The sequence below is a fragment of the Pedococcus sp. P2_D9 genome, from assembly GCF_056404275.1.
In genome coordinates, this window is sequence record NZ_JBFUEI010000005.1 from 142482 (window position 1) to 160647 (window position 18166).

At 67.7% G+C, this 18166-nt stretch carries 13 protein-coding genes; 6 read left to right on the forward strand and 7 right to left on the reverse strand.

Annotation, left to right across the window (positions count from 1 at the left end):
• Positions 1 to 222: 222 nt before the first annotated feature.
• Entirely contained in the window at positions 223 to 2112 is a 1890-nt protein-coding gene (locus tag AC1DXJ_RS10815; protein ID WP_477613375.1) for a S8 family peptidase, read from the reverse strand.
• 148 nt (positions 2113 to 2260) lie between these two features.
• Positions 2261 to 4405 carry an MMPL family transporter gene (locus tag AC1DXJ_RS10820; protein WP_477613376.1) on the reverse strand — a complete coding sequence of 715 codons (2145 nt, stop codon included), beginning with the start codon at positions 4403 to 4405 and terminating at the stop codon, positions 2261 to 2263.
• Positions 4406 to 4657: 252 nt separating this feature from the next.
• Here AC1DXJ_RS10820 and AC1DXJ_RS10825 point away from each other — a divergent pair, with 252 nt between their 5' ends.
• Positions 4658 to 5422, forward strand: a complete 765-nt coding sequence (locus AC1DXJ_RS10825) for a hypothetical protein (protein ID WP_477636922.1) — start codon at positions 4658 to 4660, stop codon at positions 5420 to 5422.
• Positions 5423 to 5439: 17 nt separating this feature from the next.
• Here AC1DXJ_RS10825 and AC1DXJ_RS10830 read toward each other — a convergent pair whose 3' ends face one another.
• Together AC1DXJ_RS10830 and AC1DXJ_RS10835 are read right to left on the reverse strand one after the other, a co-directional pair.
• On the reverse strand, positions 5440 to 6306 hold the full coding sequence (locus AC1DXJ_RS10830; RefSeq protein ID WP_477613378.1) for a hypothetical protein: 867 nt from the start codon (positions 6304 to 6306) through the stop codon (positions 5440 to 5442).
• Entirely contained in the window at positions 6303 to 6914 is a 612-nt protein-coding gene (locus tag AC1DXJ_RS10835; protein WP_477613379.1) for a hypothetical protein, read from the reverse strand. The genes AC1DXJ_RS10830 and AC1DXJ_RS10835 overlap by 4 nt, the downstream gene beginning before the upstream one ends.
• 151 nt (positions 6915 to 7065) lie before the next feature.
• On the opposite strand from AC1DXJ_RS10835, the gene AC1DXJ_RS10840 reads away from it, so the two are divergent.
• Positions 7066 to 7818, forward strand: coding sequence for a DUF5995 family protein (locus AC1DXJ_RS10840; RefSeq protein WP_477613380.1), 753 nt, complete (start codon positions 7066 to 7068; stop codon positions 7816 to 7818).
• An 18-nt stretch (positions 7819 to 7836) separates the two neighbouring features.
• On the opposite strand, the gene AC1DXJ_RS10845 is transcribed toward AC1DXJ_RS10840, so the two are convergent.
• From AC1DXJ_RS10845 to AC1DXJ_RS10855, 3 genes are all read right to left on the reverse strand, one after another.
• Positions 7837 to 8523, reverse strand: coding sequence for a DUF4230 domain-containing protein (locus AC1DXJ_RS10845; protein WP_477613381.1), 687 nt, complete (start codon positions 8521 to 8523; stop codon positions 7837 to 7839).
• A gap of 68 nt (positions 8524 to 8591) precedes the next feature.
• Positions 8592 to 10022 carry a nuclease-related domain-containing protein gene (locus AC1DXJ_RS10850; RefSeq protein WP_477613382.1) on the reverse strand — a complete coding sequence of 477 codons (1431 nt, stop codon included), beginning with the start codon at positions 10020 to 10022 and terminating at the stop codon, positions 8592 to 8594.
• The gene (locus AC1DXJ_RS10855) at positions 10000 to 10548 is read right to left on the reverse strand and encodes an excalibur calcium-binding domain-containing protein (protein ID WP_477613383.1); all 549 of its coding nucleotides are present in this window, start codon (positions 10546 to 10548) and stop codon (positions 10000 to 10002) included. The genes AC1DXJ_RS10850 and AC1DXJ_RS10855 overlap by 23 nt, the downstream gene beginning before the upstream one ends.
• A 301-nt stretch (positions 10549 to 10849) precedes the next feature.
• On the opposite strand from AC1DXJ_RS10855, the gene AC1DXJ_RS10860 reads away from it, so the two are divergent.
• From AC1DXJ_RS10860 to AC1DXJ_RS10875, 4 genes are all read left to right on the forward strand, one after another.
• Positions 10850 to 13081 carry an FG-GAP-like repeat-containing protein gene (locus AC1DXJ_RS10860; protein ID WP_477613384.1) on the forward strand — a complete coding sequence of 744 codons (2232 nt, stop codon included), beginning with the start codon at positions 10850 to 10852 and terminating at the stop codon, positions 13079 to 13081.
• Between the two features lie 141 nt (positions 13082 to 13222).
• A complete protein-coding gene (locus AC1DXJ_RS10865; RefSeq protein ID WP_477613440.1) occupies positions 13223 to 16315 on the forward strand; it encodes a DEAD/DEAH box helicase in 3093 nt (1030 codons plus the stop codon).
• A gap of 315 nt (positions 16316 to 16630) precedes the next feature.
• Positions 16631 to 17248 carry a TetR/AcrR family transcriptional regulator gene (locus AC1DXJ_RS10870; protein ID WP_477613385.1) on the forward strand — a complete coding sequence of 206 codons (618 nt, stop codon included), beginning with the start codon at positions 16631 to 16633 and terminating at the stop codon, positions 17246 to 17248.
• Positions 17249 to 17295: 47 nt separating this feature from the next.
• Positions 17296 to 18021, forward strand: a complete 726-nt coding sequence (locus AC1DXJ_RS10875) for a maleylpyruvate isomerase family mycothiol-dependent enzyme (protein WP_477613386.1) — start codon at positions 17296 to 17298, stop codon at positions 18019 to 18021.
• Positions 18022 to 18166 lie beyond the last annotated feature (145 nt).

Sequence of the window (18166 nt, forward strand, 5' to 3'; positions counted from 1 at the left end):
GATCTTTCAGCCAGGCATGCCGTCACGGCGCCGATACGGCGCCGTATCTCCACAACGACGCCGATACGGCGCCGTTGTGGCGCCGTATCGGCGTTGCCCGTCCACAGGTCCGCGGCATCAAGGCTGTCGCCGGCGCCCAACCCGGCGATCTGTGGACAACCTTCCGCTCAGAGCGAACCTTCAGCGGGACCGGACAACAGCGCCGTATCGGAACCAGCCGGCTCAGCCCTTCTGGAGCTGGGCCACGTGCAGGGTCACCATCCGTCCACCGACGCTGTCGGAGTCGAGCGTGTCGGGGTCGGAGACGGCGTAGTTGCCGACGACGTCGAACGTGTAGGTCCCCGCCGAGGTGACAGGCACCTGGACGGTCGCCGTCCCAGCCCCTTCGGTGAACGACTCGGTCGACGTGCCGATGACAGCCCCGGACGGGTCCTTCAACGTGACCGTGTAGCTCGTGCCGTTGATGCCCACCGCTGCGAGCGACGGGTGCGACAGCGAGACCTTGAGCGAACTCACGCCAGAGCCGACCGGCACCGTGTAGGTGTGGCTGTCGGTGCCGCCCACGGTGGCGCGCGGGCTGTCGTACGTCCAGAAGTCACCGCGCGCGACCTTCCAGCCGTCCTCGGCCAGGACGCGGGCGTCGGCCTGGGCGCTGGCCCGGGCGAGGTCCTTGGCCCAGCTGCGACCACTCACCAGGGCGACGGCCTTGTCGAGGTTCGCATAGCCGTAGCCGATCTGCCAGAACGGCAGCGTGCCGGTGTTGTCGTCGTTCGTGACCGGGCTGGCCGTAGCCTGCAGCGCGAGCCGCACCTGGTCGGGCGTGAGGGCCGGGTTCGCCTGCTTCAGCACCGCCGCCGCGCCCGCGATGTGAGGCGAGGCCATGGACGTGCCCGAGGCGGTGGTGTTCTCCCCCGGCGGGCACGGGCCGACGACGGTGCCGGTCGTGTCGCACGTCGATGAGATGTCGACACCAGGTGCAGTCACGTCCGGGTGCACGAGACCGATGCGGTCGCCGGTGTACGTGGTGTGGCCACCGGCCGTGATCCCGGTCGGCTGCGAGTTGTCGTGCGTGAGGCCGTTCGACGAGAAGTCGCCGCGGTGCCGGTCCACCGAGCCAGCCGCGACCGAGATCACCCAGGGCGACTGGCTGAACGGGTTGAGACTCAGCTCGACGTTCTCGGAGCCCGAGTTCCCGGCGGCGAAGACGACCGTGACGCCTTGGTCCACCACGGCTTTCGTCGCCACGGCCACCGGGTCGCGCGGGTCGAACTGGCGGTAGGAGTTGCCCCAGCTGTTGTTGACGACGTCGATGCCCAGCAGGTCGGGCTGGTCGAGCATGTAGTCGTAGGCGGTCACGACGGCCGTGGTGAACAGGACCGCGCCGATCGCGAAACAGTCCAGCTCAGCCTCGGGGGCCACGCCGTAGCGTGAACCGTCCGTCACCGAGCTCGAGTCGGCAGCGATGATCCCGGCCACGTGGGTGCCGTGCCCCGACCCGAGATCCGTGTTCGAGTACGGCCCCTGGTCAGCCGGCACGACGAGCGTGGTCGACGAGTCTGCGGGGAGGTTGGCGTACTCACCACTGACCAGCGAGACGTTGTGCTTCACGCGGTGCGCGAGGTCGGGATGCGTTGCGTCGCAACCGGAGTCGACCACCCCGACAGTGACACCCTTGCCCGTGAGTCCCTTGGCCCGCAGCGCGGCGCCACCCATCGCATCAGACGACGTGGTGTCGAGCAGTTGGATGTTCTCGTCGGGATAGACGTCGTTCGCCACGCCCGTGGTCACCGCCGACCGGAACTGCGCCACCGTGCCACTCACCAGCGCGAGCGGCAGCCGCTTCATGGGCTGCACGGTGAGGCCGAGGGCCTTGAGAGCGGTCACCTGGGTGGCCGTGGGTATGCCGTCGAACGTCGCGATCGCGCGTCCGCTCGGCGTGCCGTTGTCGAGCAGCCTGGCCAAGCCCGGGGTGTCTCCCCCAACGACCCCAGCAGGGAGGGTGACGGTGGTCGCGGAAGCCGCCCCCGCGGCATACCCGCCAGTCACGATCAGGGCGAGGGCGGTCGCGCCGGTGAGCGCGGCCTTGGTGGCGCGGTGGGACGTGCGAAGCATGGTTCCTCCACGGAGCAGTAGGTGCACCGTTAACGCGACGCGCAGGCTCGGGGTTACGCGAGTCCCAGTCGCGGGTTCCTGACCTCGGCTCCCAGGCCAAGGCAGGGGTATGCCGCGGGGCCCGGCCCCGCGGCATACCTCACCTTGCTCAGTGGGTGGGCTGGAGCGTGGCCTCGGTCTCCTCCGGGGCCGTCGGCGTCGTAGCGTCGAGCGAGGCGTCACGCGAGGAGAGGCTGCTCGGCCACCACATGCGCCCGCGCACGTCGAGGTTGAGCGCCGTGACGAGGACGGACCGGACCACGAGCGTGTCGAGCAGGACGCCGAGCGCTACGGCGAACCCGATCTCCGCGAAGGTGACCACCGGCAGGGTGGCGAGCACCGCGAACGTCCCCGCGAGGACGAGACCGGCGGAAGTGATGACGCCACCGGTCGCGGCGAGCCCGACGAGGGCGCCACGTCTCGTGCCGATGTCCTTGGCCTCCTCGTGGACGCGGGTCATGAGGAAGATGTTGTAGTCGATCCCGAGCGCGACGAGGAAGACGAAGACGAACAGCGGCAACGACGAGTCCGCCCCGGCGAAGCCCAGCACGTGTCGGAAGATCAACGCCGACAAGCCCATTGCCGCGCCGTAGGACAGGACCACGGTGCCGATGAGGATGAGCGGTGCGGTGATGGCGCGCAGCAGCAGGATCAGGATCAGCAGCACGACGCCGAGGATGAGCGGGATGATCCGCAGGTTGTCGTCGGCCGACGCGCGCAGGGTGTCGGCTCGAGTGGCGGTGTCACCACCCGCGATCGCCTTGGCCCCCGGGACTTCGGCGATGGCGGTGCGGATCCGGTCGACGCTCTGGGTGGCCGCGTCGGAGTCAGGGGCGTCGGTGAGGGTCGCCTGGATCAGCGAGAGGTTGCCCTTGGTCACCGGGTCACCGACCGTGGCGACGCCCTTGACCGACTTGAGGGTGGTCACGACGGCGGCGGCCTGGTCGGCGTTGGACAGCACCATGACGGGCGACCCTGCGCCGGCCGGGAAGTGGCGGGCCAGGACCTGTTCTCCCACTACGGATTCCGGCGTGCCGTAGAAGGCGTCCTTGTTCTGCAACCCGACCGCGTTCAGCTGGAGGATGCCGAGCGAGGCGATGGCCAGGAGCAGGGACGTGACGACCCAGGTGCGCCGCGGGGCGCGGGCGATCCGGGCGCCGATCCGCGCCCAGAAGCCGTCACGGGTGTGGTCGACGGAGCCGTACGACGGACGCACCGGCCAGAAGATCCAGCGCCCGCAGACCACGAGCAGCGCCGGCAGCAGCGTCAGCATGACCAGCAGCCCGACCGCGACGCCGATGGCCGCGACCGGCCCCAGGCCCTTGGTGGAGTTCATCGTCGCGAACAGCAGGCACAGCATGCCGGCGATGACGGTGGCGCCGGAGGCGAAGATGGCGGGCCCTGCGCGGTGCAGCGCAAAGGCCATCGCCTCGTGCCGGTCCTCGTGACGACGCAGCTCTTCGCGATAGCGGGCAACGAGCAGCAGGGCGTAGTCGGTCCCCGCCCCGAACACGATGACCGTGAGGATGCCCGAGCTCTGCGCGTTCACCGTCAGGGTGTCGTCCTTGGCGAGGAAGTAGATGACGGCCTGGGCGACGAAGAGCGCGGTGCCCGCCGAGATCACCGGGATGAGCCACAGGACCGGGCTGCGGTAGGTCAGCAGCAGGATGATGATGACGACGGTCATCGCCGAGTAGAGCAGCTTGCCGTCGATGCCGGAGAACGCCTCCGACGAGTCCGCCGAGAAGCCGACCGGGCCGGTGACCAGCATCGACAGTCCGTCCGGTCGGTCCTGGGCGATGGCGCGCAGGTCCTTCACGGTCGCGCCGAGCGAGTCCCACCCGGCATCGCCGGCGTCGATCGGCACGATCACCTGCAGGGCCTTGCCGTCCTGCGAGGGGATCGGGCCCACGGAGTCGTTGCGGACCGGCTCGAGGGCGTTGAACTTCGCGACCTGGGCGGTGACCGACTGGGTGTCCGCCGGTGTCAGCCCGCCGGGCCGCTCGTAGACGATGACAGCCGGGAACTCGTTCTTGCTCTGGAACGCCTCGATCTGCTTGACCACCTGGGTCGACTGCGCATCCGCTGGCAGCCACGCGACCGCCTCGTTGTTGAGGGCGCCCTGCAGCTTTCCCGCGGGTCCGAACGCCGCGGCCAGCACCGCCAGCCAGAAGACGAGGACGAACCACTTGGTCACCTTCGATGACGGGAACCACGCCAACCGCCCGACGTCCCCGATCCGTGTCTGTGCCATCGCTGTCGCCTCTCCCCTACCCGGTGTCGCACCTCCCAGCTCGGCGCAGTTTCGCTCCACCGTAAGCCGCGTTCGTGGTGTCGTACAACGGCTTTCGCGCGCAGTGAGGTTGGTCTCAGGGAACGGTCAGGGCTGACCCTGAGACGCTTTCGGGCATTTCGGGTCGTATGCCGCGCGGCTACGACCAATGGCCGACCCGGGCGTGGGCCTGCTGCACCTACCGTGGAGGAAGCAGCACGGAGAGGGGACACCATGGCCAGCACCCTCGCCGTCGACGGGCGGTGGGACGACCAGCACCCACCGACATACCTCCACGAGCTGCTCGAGATCCTCCGGGTTGTCGGGGTGGTGGGAATCGGGTGGGGATTGGTGTGCCTGGGGCTGGGCGGCCGGCTCGCGATGTTCCTGTTGCGCTTCACCTCCCCCGACTACGTGCGGGGCGTGCTGAGCGACGACGGCTTCATCATCGGGCGGTTCACGTTGTCGGGCACCTACAACCTTGCCGTTCTCGGGGCCGCCTTCGGGGTGATCGGGACGGCCGCCTACATCGCGGTGGCGCCGTGGCTGATCGGTTCGCCGGGTTTTCGCCGGTTCACGGTCGCCCTCACCAGCGCCGCGATCGGCGGCTCGGGGACCATCCACTACGACGGCATCGACTTCCACGCGCTCAAGCCGCAGGCCTTCGCCCTCGCGCTCTTCATCGCCCTGCCGTTCCTCTTCGGCTACGGCGTCGCGCTGCTGGTCGACAAGGTCGCGGAGCGGGACTCGTGGACCCGTCGAGGCAGGACGGCGTGGGTCCTGTCGCTTGTGCTCCTGGTGCTGATCGCGGCCAACCCGCTCGTGGCCGTGGTCCCGACGGTCGCGGCGATCATCGCCGTCCTGCTCGTCGCGCGCCGACTGTTCCACCGGCCGATCGCGTCCTCGCCAGTGGGGACCTTCGCAGCCCGGACGTTCTACTTCGCGATCGCCGCCTACAGCTTCTCGCAGTTGGGGATGGACCTGGTCGACTTCGCCTGACCGACGCTGGGCGCCCCCTACTCATCCGCCAAGGACCCGGCCGACCGCGCGCGAGAGCGTTCGTGTCGACCACGACTCCCCTGACGACCCGGGTCCCGCACTGCTGACACGATTGAGGCCGCGAACAGCCCGACGAAGCCCACTGCCATCACCCAGGTCAGCGGACGGTCGGTGAAGAACTCGTCCCTCGCCCGCACGGCGGCCACCAGGATCAGGGCGAACATCACGAGCTGCACCCGTCGCATCAGCCGCACCGACTCCCAGCGGTCGTCGACCAGCACCCCCAGCCCCGCAGCACCCAGGCAGAACGTCGCGCCCACCACCCGACTCGTCAGCGGGGTGAGCGGCCACGGCCAGACGGTGATCGCCCAGGCCGGCGCGACAAAAAGCACCAGCCCGGTCACGACCGCGAGCCCTCCCATGTCGGCCACGAACCGTCGTGCCACGCGGCCGAGGCGAGGTGCGTCAGGAGCTGGCTCCGCGGCATACCTCTGGTTGGTGAGCCAGGCCGCCGCGACCAGGAAGGGAGCGGTGAAGTAGAGCCCCGCCCACAGCCAGAACGCGACCGTGTCGTGGGAGAACTTGTCCCAGTGCATGATCGTGGCGACGCCGAGCAGCGTCGCGAACAGGGCGACCGAGACGAAGCCCGCGCGCACCGCCGCCCAATGGGCCTCGAGGAGGACCACGCGGAGGAAGAAGTAGCAGCCGCCGAGGTAAGCCGATGCCAGCAACATCGAGGTCATGTGTGCCTGGATGGTCCACGACCAGAGGCGGGCGGTGTCGCCGGGGAAGCCGTAGAGCAGGATGAAAGCCACGAGCAGGAACGGCGCGATGAAGGCCGCCAGGCCCCGGGTGGTGGTGAGCACCCGGTCGTCGCGGGTCATGCCGGCACCCGTGAGACCGAGTCGAGCAGGGCTGCGTAGGAGGCCACCAGGGCGCGCCGTTCGGCGGCGAGTCGCGGGTCGGCGAGGTCGCACCCTGCGGCCACCCACGCGTCCGACAGGTCCATCGCCTCGGCCCGCCATCGAGCGGCTTCGCGCATCGTCGACCGGGGCGCCGAGTAGACGTGGGCGTACAGCTCAACCAGGGCATGCTCGAGCTCGCCCCGGGTCGCGGAGTCCGCACGCTGGTGGGCCCGGTGGATCCGCCACCACTCGACCTCCAGCTCCGATGCCCGCTGCGGGTCGAAGGTCAGGTCCGAGTGCGCGAGGACGAGCTCGTAGAACCGCCGCATCGACGCCCGCGCGGCGTCAGGATCGTTGTGGGGCACCGGTGCCCACGCCTTGTTGGCGCGCAGGACGTGCCACGCCGCGACGAACGTCAGCCGCGGTCCGAGGCCGAATCCCTGGTCGACCATGCCGACGAACGCCCGCAGGGCCGGGCCCCACTCGCGTCGGTAGTAGCTCGCCCACGCCTGGGTCTCCAGGCGCCCGAGGGCGACGGGGTCGAAGTCACGAGGACTGTGGCGACTGAGACTGTGTCGACTTGCCACGCCGCACCTGCTTCCCGGCGGGAGGCGTCCGTCCCCAGCCGCTGACGTCCCCCCACGCGAGCCGCTGACCAACCACCAACACGAGCGCTGGCGACCGCCGGCCCCACGGCTCGATAATAGTCGCGCACGCCCGTCCGGTCAGGGGGTTCAGATGCCCGAACGCGACATCGAAACAGTCGTTGCCGCCATGGATGCCCGGCTCGTCCGGATGCCTCCCGAAAGGACCGCGCAGCGACTGTTCCTCGAGACCTACCGCCGGACCACACTGGCCGTGGGCAAGGCGATCGCGGACGCGCAGTTCGAGGACCCGGAGTGGGTCGAGCGGTGGGACGTGGTGTTCGCCGACCTCTACCTGGACGCGCTCGACCTCGACCTTGCGGGGAGTCCTTCCGTGCCACGGCCCTGGCGCTTGGCCTTCTCCGCGCCTGAGTCCCTGCCTGCGCTCCGGCACGTTCTGCTCGGCATCAACGCGCACATCAACTACGACCTGCCGCAGGCGTTGCTGGCCGTGATCAGCGACGCGGAGTTCGCCGACCCGCGGGTCGTCGCGCGGCGCGCGCGTGACCACGAGCGGATCGATGGGGTGCTGTCCGGACGCGTCGCCGCCGAGGACGACGAGCTCGGGGTGGTGTCCACGCGCACTCTCGTCGACCGGGTGCTACAACCGCTGAACCGCTTGAGCTCCAAGCGATTCCTGCGCGAGGCGCGCCAGAAGGTCTGGCACAACACCGTCGAACTCCAGCACGCGCGCGTGGCCGGCCCGGAGGCGTATGCCGCGCGGCTGGCAGAGCTCGAAGTGCTGAGCGCCGCGCGCATCGCCGACTTGTTGGCGCCGGGTCAGGTGTTGCTGCGGTTGGCCGTGGCTGGGTTCGGGGTGACCCTCCCGCCGCCGTCCCTCACCTGACGTTGCGCGGGATGTGGGTCAGCGTGGGTCCTCGTCGTAGGTGATCGTGACGGTCGTGTAGCCGAGCGAGCCGAGCAGGCCGCGAAGCATCTTGCTCGTGTTCTCCTTGGCCTGGTTGGTCAGCAGGTCCTCGCCTGTGGCAGCTGCGGTCATCTGGCTGATCGCCTTGAGCTGGGCCTGCCGCTCGAGGTCCGACCCCTGGAACCGGTTGATGAGCCCCTTCTCGTGGCTGACCACATAGCTCGACTGCAGGTCGAGCACGGGCTTGCCGGCGGTGGGTGCAGGCAGCTTGATCGTTACCGACTTCGTCTCTTCGGAAACGACGACTCGGCTCTTGTCGAGCCCGCCGAAGTCCACGACCGCGTCCACGTCGCCCTTGCCGACGTAGAGCACCCGCTCGCCACTGACCCAGGCGGGCAGGTGGTTGGTGTCCTTGTCGAGGTCGACGACGGTCTCGTAGTGCCCTGTCACCGCGTGGTACTCGCTGATGTCAGTGAGCGACCTGAGCACCGGCGACCCGCTGCGGTCGGTCGTCTTGTCGCCGAACGGGTTGAGCGAGGGCCGCCAGCCGGCGAGCAGGCCCACCGCAGCGGCGACCAACGCCACGATGACGACCGCCCCCACGACTGACGTGATCACCGCAAGGGTGGGCAGCAATCGGAAGCGGCGGTCAAGGAGGGCCGACTTGTCGGACAAATCGCGCATGCTGCGAACGGTAGCCGAGCAAGGGCACCACGTCAGTGCAGCGCGACCCTCGGCCGTGTTTTGGTTCCCTAGTCGGGAGTGTTGGCGGCACGAGCGATCGCCAGGGCCATGGCCCGTCCGCGATCGTCGCTCACGCCCAGGTCAGTCCTCGCAACCGACACGTAGGTGTCGGCGCGGGCCTTGATTGCGTGCGCGCCCGTCCTGATGGGCTGCCCCGCCGCGATCCACACTGCGGTGGCCATGTCATAGCTGGCGTCATAGGCGGTGCCATACACGGCACGTCGCTGCTTGACTGACGTCTCCAGCTGAGTGTCGTAGCGCGCGTGTCCGTCGCTCATCCTGATGGTCACCAAAACCGTTGAGGCATCATCAAGCCTCGTCCCCCAAGCGCATCCAGTCGACACGACGACAGGCTTGACGGATCTCCCAATGATCTTGGCGATCTCCGCCCCAGTGGCATCAGCGCAGTCTGGCGGACCCACAGGTTTCGCGACGGCCTTGGGCACTGTCTTCGCGGGTGTTGGGCTCGGCTGCTTCTTCGAGCCGGCTGATGGTTTCGACATCGCAGTCGGCGCACCCGATCGAGTCGCAGTCGCCGAAGGCGTGCTCCCAGCCTGCGGCTCGGCCATGCGTTCGACGCCGGACGTGAGCAGCGAGGGTAAGACCTTCAGGAGGACCAGGAAGGTGCCCACCATCAGCCCGGTGACGACAATGCGACCCAACACGGAGACGACGCGTCTGCCCGAGGATTGCCTCGGCCCGGAGCCCCCGCTGATCCGTGGAACGCCCTGAGCCCCAGCCCCATTTCGCGGCCTTCGCGTGCGCATTGCACCTCGCCCTTCCTTGCTCGTGGCCAGCGTGGCGCGCCCGATCGCCGCAAGGAGCTCGGGATCGGTGGTGGTCGACGGAAACTCCGTCATGAGTCGCGTAGAGAGCTTCGAGACCGTCTCCGCATCCATGCGAGCAGTCCGCGATGTCAGCCAGCCCGCAAGTTGTCCGATGGGAACCACCCACACACCGCGAACCTGCTGTGGCTCGCCAAAGCGCTGTGCTTCGGCGCCCGCCAGACAGATAACCGGAGTGACCGGTGCCCCGAGAATCTCGGACATGCGGGCTCCCATGCCGTGCACCTTCGCCAGCTGCTCGTGCATGGACTGGTGCTGCCTCGTGCCATCAGCACCGAAGGTGTGACGGTAGAGGCCGCCCTCCCACTCGGTGACGTGTCCGGACCAGTTCTTCGCGTCAATCAGTAGCACGCCTGCAGGGCCAGCCACGAGATGGTCGAGATTCGCCTCGGACAACCCCGGACGAAGCAGCCGATCATGCAGGACAGTCCAGCCCCCACCAAGGCCAGCCAGAGCCTCGGCAACGCGTCGCTCGCCCTCAGCACCAGCCGCCCAGGCCCTTGCGGAATCGTCACCCTGTGCCGCGAGTTCGCGAGCACGACGATCCGCGCTTCCTCCCTCAAGCCCCACGCTAGTTCTCGCAGCCCACGCCATCGCCGTCGCGGTCCAGCTTCCGGCTGTAGCCAGGATCCCCAACGTGCACGGGAGCCGCTCCAGCAGCTCGGGCGGCGTCGCAGTTCTCGTAGTAGACCGAGGCCGACGCTTCGGCGGCGGCCGCAGCCTTCGCTGCCGCGGCTGCCTTGGCCGCCGCAGCCGCCTTGGCCTTCGCAAGAGCAGCAGCTTTGGCCTTCGCGATTGCCGCTGCCTTGGCCTTCGCGATCGCGTCGGCCTTGGCCTTCGCGATCGCGTCGGACTTGGCCTTCGCTATGGCGGCTGCCTTGGCCTCCGCCTCAGCCTGCGCTTTGGCCGCAGCCGCTGCCGCTAGGAGCTGTGCGTCGGGCGTCGGCGATGCCGCGGAACTCGTGCTCGGCGCGGGCGTCTTCGACGACCGTGCGTCCACCAGGGCGACCGGACGTCGATCCTCGCTCCCTGCGCCATCCTGACCTGCAGCACAGGAGCCAAGTGTGGCAGCGGCAAGCAGGGCGGCAAGCATCATCGGGGCAGTGCGGGCAAACTTCATGGGATCCCCCTCAGGAACGACCGGTTGGAGGGAAGTTAGCGCCCGGCGTAGGACATATCTGGAGATTCGGGTGTTTCCGGCCCAACGGACGATGACTGGGCCACGGGCGAACGGGACTGGTGGCACGCGGCGCGTCGCGACGACACGCCGGTGTCGGATCGTCCTAACGGACAGCTTTCCGGGAGGAATGCGACAGCACGCCGCACCGGGTGGCACTCTTCACTGTCGTCACACCAGCCTCCTGTCCCCCACGATCCCCCCGGACTCCAACGTGCGCCTTCTGCCTGCCTCCCTCGCTGTCTTGGCCATCACCCCCGTCTTCGTGACCCTCCCCACGGTGTCCTTCGCCTCCACGGACACGCCCCATCCCGTCGCGCCACATGTGCAGTCGACTGCGGTCCGCGGAATCGACGCCGCGGCGAACGGCCAGCTGCGAAACCGCCGCGTCCTTCGTGCCGGCCACGCCACCAGCACTCTCACGCCGGTGCAGGAGCGGTCCCGGTTCACCGTCGCGGGAGTGTCGTGGGCGCGCACTACAGGGCTCAGCGGCGACGACGTGATCGTGCAGGTGCGCGTGCGAGAGGACTCAGGCTGGAGCGACTGGGAGACGCCCGGGGTGACCGACGAGGGTCCGCAGGGCGGGACCACCGAGTCGAGCACGGCCCGCCTCGGCACGAACCCGCTCGTCACTGACGGAGCGACCGCGATCCAGGTGCGGGTGGACACGACGAACGGGCAGCCGCTGCCCGACGTCAGGGTCACCACCATCAACCCCGGGTCGTCGTCCGCGGATGACGACCTCGTGCCCCACACGCCCGCCGCCTCAGCCTCCGCCGCGGCGACGATGCCGACGATCATCACTCGCAAACAGTGGGGCGCCGACGAGTCGCTGCGCGGGTCGACGACCTACAACACCACCGTCAAGGCGATCACGATCCACCACACGGCCAGCTCCAACGACTACACCGAAGCCACCGCCGCCGCCCAGATCCGCGGCATCTACGCCTACGACACCAAGGGCCTCGGCTGGTCGGACATCGCCTACAACTTCCTCGTCGACAAGTTCGGCCGGATCTACGAGGGCCGCGCCGGATCCATCACGCAGGCAGTGCGGGGGGCCCACGCCATGGGCTTCAACACCAACACGATGGGCGTCGCCGCGCTCGGCAACTACGAGACCACTGCTGCGCCCGCCGTCATGGTCGACTCGATCGCGAAGGTCGCTGGTTGGAAGCTGTCGCAGTACGGCGTCGACCCGACCGCCACGACGAAGCTGACCTCGGCCGGCGGGACGGGCACCAAGTTCGCTGCCGGCGTCGTGGCGACCCTTTCGACCGTCAACGCGCACCAGAACACGTCGTACACCGCCTGCCCCGGCAAGAACCTGTACCCGATGATGGCGACCATCCGCAGCAAGGCCGCCCTCTACGCGAAGTACTCGTCAACCGCCGGTCCGGCGCCGGTCACGACGGCGAACCTGTTCGCGGCCTACGGCACGCTCACCCTTGCCACGGGTTCGACCGGATGGCCAGTCCGAGATCTCCAGCTCGAGCTCAACAAGCGCGGGTATGCCGCGGGCACGGCAGACGGCTCGTTCGGCGCCTCCTCGCTTGGTGCGGTGCAGCGCTTCCAGAAGGCTGCTCTGCTCACGGTCACTGGCAAGGTCGCGGCCAACGACTGGCGGGCGCTGTCGGGGATCAGCTACGTGAAGACAGGGGCTCCCCCGCCGCCAGCTGCCCCCGTGCCCGCGAAGGCGATCGTGGGCTTCAACGCCGACGGACGCGGCGACGTCATCGGCCGGACCACGTCCGGCGATCTGTACTTCTACCCCGCCAAGGTCGGCGGCATCGGGACGCCGGTACGGATCAGCAGCGGCTGGAACGCCTACCGCCAGGCCATCTCCCCCGGCGACCTCTCCGGCGACCGGTTCGCCGACGTGCTCGCCACCACCTCCACGGGCGCGGCCTACCTGTTCAAGGGCAACGGCAGGGGCGGCCTCCTTCCTGGGAGCACCCTGCTTTCGCGCTCCTGGTCGGCCTACACCGACATCCTGACGCCTGGCGACTGGACCGGCGACGGCAAGCCAGACCTGTTGGCGCGCAAGGCGAATGGCGAGCTGTGGATGGTCGCCGGCAACGGCAAGACCGGCTTCCCCGGCACCTGGCGGCGGATCGGCACCGGCTGGCAGATGTTCAGCCAGATGATCACCCCGGGGGACGTCACCGGCGACGGCCGCGTCGACCTCCTGGGCCGCACCCCCGCGGGCAAGCTCTACCTCTACAAGGGCACCGGAGTGGCCACCGCCACCGCGACCGGTTACTTGCCTGGAGTCCCAGTTTCGTCCGGCTGGCAGGTCTTTAACACGGTGCTCTCGACCGGTGACCTCACTGGCGACGGCAAGGCCGACCTGATCGCGCGCACCCCAGCCAACGTCGACTACGTGTATGCCGGGACCGGCAAGGGCGCCTTCGCATCACCCAAGCGCTTCACCGCCCCCTGGGGCGCCACCACCAGAATCACCGGAGTGCGCTGACCCAACACCCCCGAGGTATGCCGCGTGATCACCGCGGCGGTGAGCGCGAGGCTCTCCCCTCGAGCCAGCGCATTTCGGGATTGACCGGACATTGCCGCACCCGCCTGGCAAGCTGCCCCCGTGACGGGGAACGACGAGAGCCTGCTGGAAGGCTTGTATGAAAGCCTTATCACTCGCGGCCTCGACGCCAGACTGAGCAGCACTGACGACCGAACAGTCGACCGCGCATCGATAGACGAAGCAGATGAGCCTGAGGTCCTGGCTCGGCACGTGCGGGCGGTTGCCCTGCGCGCATTCCGGAGTGAACGAAACCCTGAACGCCGGCTGGAACTGGTCAACTCGATCATCGAACGCTTCGGCGACTCCGAGGATCTCTTGTCCGGCGGCCCTCGCCACCTGATGTCTGTCAGCCGTCATGCCAGGCCCGGCGTGCCTGCTCAGTCCTCTATGGAGCGGCCATCCACTCCGCTGTCCGATGCCGCCCTGCTGACGAACGCGCAAGGCGAACCCGGAATGGGACACGAGGTCCGCGCAGAGCTCGCGAGCGCCGACCGCGTGGACGTCATCATGGCGTTCGTCAAGTGGTACGGACTAAGGCTGTTCGACGACAGGCTCAAAGCTCTTCACGACCGCGGCGTGCCGGTTCGCATCATCACCACGACATACATGGGTGCGACGGAACGGGAGGCGCTCGATCGACTGGTGCGTGATTTCGGTGCGCAGGTCAAGGTCCAGTACGACGCTCAGCGAACCCGACTCCACGCCAAAGCGTGGCTATTCCGCCGCAACACCGGCTTCGACACGGGATACGTCGGCAGCAGCAACCTGTCCCGCGCAGCCATGCTCGACGGCGTGGAATGGAACGTTCGGCTGTCGTCGATCGCCACCCCCGCCTTGCTCCAAAAATTTGGCGCCACGTTCGACAGCTACTGGAACGACAGCACTTTCGAGACCTACGACCCGGATACCGACCGCGACCGGCTCGACGACGCATTGGCGGAGGCGTCAGGCCACAAGACCCATGACAGGGTGACGCTCACGCTGTCCGGGCTGGAGGTGCGGCCCTACCCCTACCAGCAAGAGATGCTCGACCAGCTCGAAGTCGAACGCGTCGTGCACGGGCGACACCGCAACCTGCTGGTCGCCGCCACTGGCACCGGCAAGACCGTCGTGGCAGCGCTGGACTATCGACGCCTGGCCGAGGTCGCGCCTGCCCTCCCACGGCTCCTCTTCGTCGCTCACCGACGCGAGATTCTCCAGCAGTCCATGCGGACCTATCGCGAGGTTCTCAACAACCCAGACTTCGGCGAGCTATACGTCGGCGGCGCGCGGCCAGAGCGCTGGGAACACGTCTTTGCGTCGGTCCAATCGCTGACCTCGTACGACGTCCAGAACATTCCGCCCGGTTCCTTTCAGGTCGTGGTGGTTGACGAGTTCCATCACGCCCAGACGACGACCTACCGCCGGATCCTGAACCACCTCAACCCGCGCGAGCTGCTGGGCTTGACCGCGACTCCGGAACGCGGGGATGGGCTGGATGTGCGCACCTTCTTCGATGGTCGCGTCGCTGCGGAGCTTCGGTTGTGGGACGCCCTCAAGGCTGACCTACTCACCCCCTTTCACTACTTCGCAGTCGCAGATGGCGTGGACCTCACCCGCGTCGACTGGAGGGCCGGTGCCTACGACGCGATGGAGCTCTCTAACGTCTTCACCGGAAATGACGCTCGCGCTCGCGTCGTCCTGAAGACCGTGCAGGACAAGGTCGCCGACCTGACATCCATGAAGGCCCTTGGGTTCTGTGTGTCGCGGGACCACGCCCACTACATGACCCAGGTCTTCAACGACGCCGGCATTCGGGCAGCGACAGTGCTCGGGGATACCTCGACGGATGACCGCGACGGAGCCATCGCGAATCTTCGGAATGGATCTGTCCAGGTCGTCTTCACCGTTGATGTATTCAATGAGGGCGTCGATATCCCTGCCATCAATACGGTGTTGTTCCTCCGACCGACTGAGAGCTCGACGGTCTTCCTCCAGCAGCTCGGACGCGGGCTTCGTCGGGCGAAGGACAAGGCAGTGCTGACGGCGCTGGACTTCGTAGGTCACCACCGCAAGGAGTTCAGATTCGACCAGCGCTTCCGTGCGATGACCGGCAGCACTCGAGCGCAGCTCGTCCGCGATATCGAGCATGGCTTCCCCTTCCTGCCTGCGGGGACGGAGATTGTGCTCGATCGCCAGAGCCAGGAGCTGGTTCTCGAGAACGTGCGCAGTCAAGTGGCTAAGCGTTGGACAACGCTCACCTCCGAGTTGCGCGCTCACTCCACGGACAGTTTGAGCGACTTCCTCGCGGAGTCTGGCGTTGAGCTATCTGACGTGGTCCGAGGCGACAGGTCATGGACGAGGCTGCGAAGGGACGCTGGGCTCTCCGTCGCCGCCGGCGGCCAGTGGGAGTCGGCCCTCCTCAAACGCGTTCGCGCCCTTACCCACGTCGACGACCCGGACCGTGCCTCCGCATACCTCCGATGGCTGGCTGATGACGCGCCGCAATACGAAAGCGCCGATGCGGCCCTTCAAGCCTTTGGGCGGATGCTGTTCTTTTCACTGTGGCCCGACGGTGGCGGCTTCGAGTCATACTCCGAAGGCCTAGCGGCCTTGCGCGCGGAACCTGCTGTGCGAGACGACCTGCGGGAGGTCGTTGCCCTCGGGCTAGCAAATGCGGAGCGTGTAAGCCTGCGTCCGGGAGGGGGACTCGCCCTCCGCCCACTGCGAGTCCACGCGCGGTACACCCGAGAGGAACTCGTCGCCGCCCTCGACTACGTCTCGATCGATGGTCGCAAGCCGAACAGCTTCCGCGAGGGCGTTCTGTTCGCGCCCGCCGCCAATGCGGACGCGTTCCTGGTGACGCTTCACAAGTCTGAGGCCGACTACTCCCCCACGACGATGTACCAGGACTACGCCCTCAGTCCCGAACTGTTCCACTGGGAATCGCAGTCGGGCACCACAGTCGGCTCAAAGACCGGTCAGCGCTACCTACATCATCACTCGCAGGGCAGCCATGTCCTCCTCTTCACACGGCCAAACAAGGTGACGGAGTTCGGCTCCGGAGCGCCGTACCTCTTCCTGGGCGAGGCCGACTACGTCGAGCACCGAGGCGAGCGTCCAATAGGCATCACTTGGCGCCTGCGAACTCCTATGCCCGCCGCCGACTTCGCTGCCGCCAGCGTCGTCGCATGATTCGCGACCTCACATTTAGGACCTACACATGCTTGCAGGCTCCGAGCCACGTTTAGCAGGGTCAGCTCGTCCCCACGGGGCCCTCCGGCGGCCGCTGCTTACCGCCCACAATGGGCGGGTCCCGCGCCGCTGCCTACCGCCCACAAAGACGCGCCCGCGGCAGACAGCGCTGTGCCGCAAGAATCGTCCAGCAAGGGATGCGATGCGGCCCTGACCAGTCGCGGCCCAGGGGTGGTCACTTGGTCGTAGCCCAATTGACGAGTCGTCCATCCAAGGTGTTGACGAGAGGTACATCCCAGGTGCATTCTCCTAACTATGTTAGGAGAACCGAACAGCGATAGACTGTCGCGGCGTCGTCAAGCCACGCGAAACGAGATCCTCGAGGCCGCGTGGGCGGTGGTTCGGCAGTCGGGCTGGTCCGGGCTTACGCAGCGCAGTGTTGCGGAGCGGGTGGGTATGCGCGCTCCCTCGCTGTACGGCCACTTCGACTCCAAGCTCACGATCATTGATGCGATGTTTGGCCAGGCGTGGGCGGAATTCGACGCGACCGCCGCGGCGCAGGAGCCCAATCTCCCTGATGACCCTCGAGCAGCGTTGCTGGCTGCGGCGACGACTTGGCTCGACGCGATGGCGGCGGACCCGGAGCGGAACGCGCTGATGAATCAGCGACCCGTCCCCGGCTTCACGCCGAGCGCCGAATCCTACGCGTTCGCAGTCCAGGCGATCGAGCGCTTGTACCGTCTCCTGAACCGCTTGGGCATCACCGACCCAGACGCCGCCGACCTGTGGACGGCGACCCTCGCCGGTCTGGCCAGTCAGCAGAACGCCAACGATCCCGGGGGCGAGCGTTGGCGGCGCCTTCTGCCCCGGGCTGTCGACATGTTTCTCACCGAAGTCAGACCTGGTGCACCACGGAGGAGGAAGACCCCATGAACGTGACAGACCATCAACAGGCCGGAACTGGGCCGCGTTATCCACGAATGGATCGCGATGCGGCGATGCGGCTCGCGACGACGGAGTACGAGCGTTTCCTTGACCTGCTGCGCTCACTGTCCCAAGACGACTGGACCAAGGCCACCGACTGCCCGCAATGGGATGTCAGGGCGATAGCGGGCCATACAACCGGGATGGCCCTCATGGCGACAGGCCTGAAAGAGACGCTGAGGCAGTCCCTGGTGTCCAAGCGTCGCGGCGGCCCAGCACTGGACGCCCTCACTGCCCTGCAGGTCGAGGAGCATGCCGACCTCACCACGGATGAGCTGGTTGATCGGTTTGCGGTGATCGGTCCCCGTGCCGCACGTGGGCGGCGACGAACCCCGGCCCTGGTGCGTCGAATGAAGTTGCCGGATCCCCAAGACGTCGCCGGCAAGACCGAGCGCTGGACGAACGGATACCTCATCGACACGATCTTGACCCGGGACCCATGGATGCACCGAATGGACATCTGCCGAGCGACAGGGACCGCACCGGTACTCACACCCGACCACGACGGTGTGCTGGTTGCCGACGTCGTCGAGGAGTGGGCCGACCGGCACGGCCGTCCCTACCGGCTACACCTCACGGGCCCGGCCGGTGGCAGATTCTCCAAGGGCGAGGACGGGCTCGAGCTGACTCTCGACGCCGTCGACTTCTGTCGAGTCCTGTCCGGACGCACCGCCGGGCACCTCATGACGAGCCACCTGCTCAAGGTGATGGTGCCCTTCTAGGACACCCCTGAGCGAACCAAATCAGACAACGACACACACCTGCACGGGACAGATCAACCACGGAAGTGTCCTCAACAGCATTGACGGATATTCCCAGCACGACGTCCTCCCTGCCGGTGCCCCCCCTTTTCACTGACCGCAGTTC